A 3,778-nucleotide genomic window follows, 5' to 3' on the forward strand; every position below is an offset into this window, starting at 1 on the left:
AAGACCGGTTTGATAGAAACGGGATGTAAGCACCAAGGCAACGAGGTGTTCAGTCCGCGTTCACTAACTATCCGTTCCTTTCATCTAATTCAGGTCCAGGCGAAATTCAATATGCAGCACATCTATATACGACTTCTTTCCCTATCCCATTTATAGGTAGATTTTGGCGGCCATAGCGGCAGGGTCACTCCTGTACCCATACCGAACACAGAAGATAAGCCTGCCCACGTTCCTTACTGTACTGAAGTGTGCGAGCCTTCGGGAACTCTGGATCGCTGCCAATTTCACCCTATACTACTTTAACTCTATTCCAAACTTGTTTTTTTGAATTGTTTTTTTGATATTACTGTTGTTTTGAAATGTTTTTTGATATTACTGTTGTTTTGAAAAGGTTTTTCTGATGTGGTTTTTCGGATGCTGGTTTTTTGATATTACTGTTGTTTTTAATGGACCCCCGGTATCTTTTCAGGATCTTTTTGTTTCTAAACTTATAGTTTCAGCTTTTTGAGCTGTGCTTATCGATAAAATCAGGCCACGTTGTTTTAAATTCTTATTTTTTAATCCCGGCTACTCGTTTCCAATCCGAAGATTGCGCACCTGCCAGCATCTTAAAGAAGACTGGAGTTGTATGAATAAATCATATTTACTTGTGCCGGGCACTTGCATAAATCAGATCTGATTTATTCTCCTCTCAGCGAAAGTCCTGCCTTAATTCCTTTTATGACGGCCTTTGTGATCTTTTTCCCAAAATCCGTACTTGAGCCTGCATAGGGGATTTCCTGTTTGTCCTCATTTTCTGAGCCCGAATCTGAGTCCGAGTCCGTTTCATAGGCAACAATCACTGCGTCAGTATTAGTACCCAAAAAGTTGTATCCTTTTTCAAGAAGTGCAAGTCCTTTAGCTTCGGTAGCTGTGATGATTGAACCGAAGAGAGCTGTCTCGGATAGCCTTGCTTTTGAGATTATAATTATGTTTATGGTTCCTACCTTTGCCCGGAATTCCGAGCCGTTGCTGACACCAGCGGTCACAAAGGCTGTTAGGTAGTTATCTTCAATTACCTGGAGATATTCCATTTTGACAGCTGTAAGGAGGCCGAAATTGGCTGTTTCAAGTCCCAGTTTCAAAGCTTCTTCTTTTATGAACTCCTGCGGGTTAGGGGGGTTGAAGGTCCTTGGCACCTGTTTGTTGAAAAGATAGTTTACCCGCGCGCGGCCGCCGTTTAAGCCCGTGCTCACGGCTTCAAAGTTGCCTTCGATTACAAGAGTACTGTCTTTTACATAGTATCGCATATAATGATCACGTTTTTTCCAGAGGATAATTATGCTTAATGGTAACTATCGGAATAATACTTCCCGAGATCCAAGATAATACTTCCCTATATAATACTTCCCAATCAAATCCGGAATTGGAGGTCTGGAAAATGAAGCAGGCAGCCCGCTAATTTAACTGGAGAGCTTGTCACATTTTCTCGATTGCTTTCAGACAGTTCTTTGCTTCCCTCAGGAGATAATTTCTGTATTTTGCATTACATTTCAATATAGAAATTCTCAGCAGGCCATAAGCCATGTAAAATGGGATAACCCTGGTTATTTGACGGAATTCTTCTTCATCTCTGCTGTAATGCTTCAGAAAATGGCGAATATATGGCTCTGCCCTCTGGCTCGATCCTTTTCGTGCAAAATAGTGCTTTAGCTCGGCGCAAAGTATCCCGAGGTCGCATACGAAATGTCCGTGCCCGGATGCCAGTTCGAAATCCAGGAGAAATGGTCTTCCCCTGTGAAATATATAATTTACAGGGGTGGCATCATTGTGGGTCATACAGCCGTTTTCTCTGTCCAGAAGGGAGCTGTACCGCCATTTTTCAAGCAGGTGTTCATACTTTTCTTTTTCATGCCGGTCGATTTTGAGGTGCTTCAAAACATAATTAAATTTTGAAAACTCATTTTTTTTATCATAATATGTTTGTGTATTTTCGTGAAGCTTTCTTAGCATATCTGCTACAAGTTCTAACTTTTCCCTCTGCTTTTTTCCTTTGTCAAAATACCAGAATAAAGACCTTCCAGGTATGTATTTGCTGACCAGAACACAACAAAATTCTTTGCTTGTTGCAATCGGCTCCGGGACGTCAATTATCTTTCTTATTTTTTTGAGGTGTTCATATTCCTTTTTCATTAAAGTGTAACTATCGTATTTTTTGATCATTCCTGTGGGTATTGTAAAAAATTTGGCTACAACGCTGAATCCTTCCCCTTTAAATTCATATCTGCAGACTCTGTGCGATGCATGACTGAGTTTAAAAATACGAACTTCACAGTCTTTATTCCGTATTCTATCCCCGAGCACCTCGATAAGCCAGTCCCTGAAAACATGGCCAGGCTTTACCGTCCTTACGTATTCAAAGGATGCCAAAAAATCTCCCAACATTCATTTTGGTTTGTATCCTGAAATTACTTCGCATACTAAAGAAAAAACCTGTTTTTTATCAGTGGCTGAATAGTTACATTTTTTCAATTTAATTTATATTCATTTTATTCAATAACATGGATCCTTAAAACTGAGACTGAAAACCTATATACTTTTATTTTTTTATAATAAGGGTGATGAGTTCGTCTCTGACCACAGTTCTCCTGTCTTCTGAAAATAGGACAAATCTGTTTCTATTTCTAAAAGAGAAGCCCAGGACCATCGAAGAAATCAACTCCGAACTTGACATCAATTCGGTTGCAATCCTTTCCAGGCTCAAAAGGTTAAAAGAAGGCGGGCTTGTGGTTCAGGAAGACCGAATATACAGCCTCTCCCTTACAGGAAAAATCCTTGTCCGAAGAATGGAATCTCTTATAAAAGCTTTCAGGCTACTTGAGGACGATTACGATTACTGTCCAGGCGTTAAGCCAGGTGGGGCTCCCCCCACCTTTTTTAAGTTAATGGAAGAACTGATGGGATATATGCCGTACTGCTATCAAGGTGAGGACGCTTCTCTGGTGCACCAGGAAGTGACTGAAGCTTTTTGCAGCTCAAAACAGATCCTCCTTATTATTTCATATCCTGATCTGCGCTACCCTGGTATCTGTGCAGAACACGCAAAAAAAGGGCGGAGGGTCTCAGTCATATTGACTCAAGCGATATTTGAAAAGTTCGCAGAAGAGTTTAAAGAAGAACTTGATACCCTGCTCCGGCTCGAAAACTCTCAAATATATGTACTGGGTAACGAGATTACTCCTCCTACCGTTGCTGTAACCGACACAATGGTTCTTACATGCTTTTTATCCGGGAAAAACGAGAAAAGCGAAGACAATAGTATGGTTAGTTTCGGGGAAAAAGCCGTGCAATGGGGTCAGGAACTTTTTGAACACTTCAGGATGCTGGCTAAACCTCTGGCACCTGCGCCGTCAAATCAGTTGTCAAATCAGTTATATCTTCAAGACCGTAAGGGCAAAGATCCGGATGACAAAAGCTTTTCTGACTGCAGCCGTTAATCAGTCCGGTAAAGTCAAAAGAAAGTTAGAACAGAAATCAGATAATAAAAACAAGGCATCCACAGTTACATGATTGGTATTTTTTAGTAAAATTGTATCAAGAGACTGTTAGGAGTCATGCATTAAAGAAGGTTAAAAATCATGTACTAAAAAATTTTAAAAGTTCTGTATTATAACGTATCCTCTTCAAATTAAATGGATTTTCAATCGCAGGAAAAATATAATAGTTGCTCCATTTCCTCTTTATCATATCTTGGAGTCACAAAATGGAACTCGAAGCTTTAAAACAATTGCTGGCGTCA

3 protein-coding genes and 2 rRNA genes are annotated in these 3,778 nt (G+C 40.2%); 3 read left to right on the plus strand and 2 right to left on the minus strand.

What is annotated here, in order from left to right:
* Both PHF18_RS17970 and rrf read left to right on the plus strand, forming a co-directional pair.
* Positions 1-87: ribosomal RNA gene (locus tag PHF18_RS17970) — 23S ribosomal RNA — on the plus strand; the annotation flags it as partial.
* Positions 88-162: 75 nt separating this feature from the next.
* Positions 163-284: ribosomal RNA gene (gene rrf, locus PHF18_RS17975) — 5S ribosomal RNA — on the plus strand.
* 396 nt (positions 285-680) lie between these two features.
* On the opposite strand, the gene cbiZ is transcribed toward rrf, so the two are convergent.
* Both cbiZ and PHF18_RS17985 read right to left on the minus strand, forming a co-directional pair.
* Complete coding sequence (gene cbiZ, locus PHF18_RS17980) at positions 681-1,289, minus strand: adenosylcobinamide amidohydrolase (RefSeq protein WP_300105075.1); 609 nt, start codon at positions 1,287-1,289, stop codon at positions 681-683.
* Between the two features lie 169 nt (positions 1,290-1,458).
* Entirely contained in the window at positions 1,459-2,409 is a 951-nt protein-coding gene (locus PHF18_RS17985) for an aminoglycoside phosphotransferase family protein (RefSeq protein WP_300105077.1), read from the minus strand.
* Between the two features lie 191 nt (positions 2,410-2,600).
* Between PHF18_RS17985 and PHF18_RS17990 the strand changes: the two genes are divergently transcribed.
* Positions 2,601-3,476, plus strand: coding sequence for a winged helix-turn-helix domain-containing protein (locus PHF18_RS17990; protein ID WP_300105078.1), 876 nt, complete (start codon positions 2,601-2,603; stop codon positions 3,474-3,476).
* Positions 3,477-3,778: the final 302 nt, after the last annotated feature.

The organism is Methanosarcina sp. (genome assembly GCF_028693135.1).
In the GTDB taxonomy this organism is placed as follows: domain Archaea; phylum Halobacteriota; class Methanosarcinia; order Methanosarcinales; family Methanosarcinaceae; genus Methanosarcina.

Coding starts and splice junctions, on each gene's coding strand:
- cbiZ (WP_300105075.1), bottom strand. CDS start 1,289: ATGCGATACTATGTAAAAGACAGTACTCTTGTAATCGAAGGCAACTTT.
- PHF18_RS17990 (WP_300105078.1), top strand. CDS start 2,601: ATGAGTTCGTCTCTGACCACAGTTCTCCTGTCTTCTGAAAATAGGACA.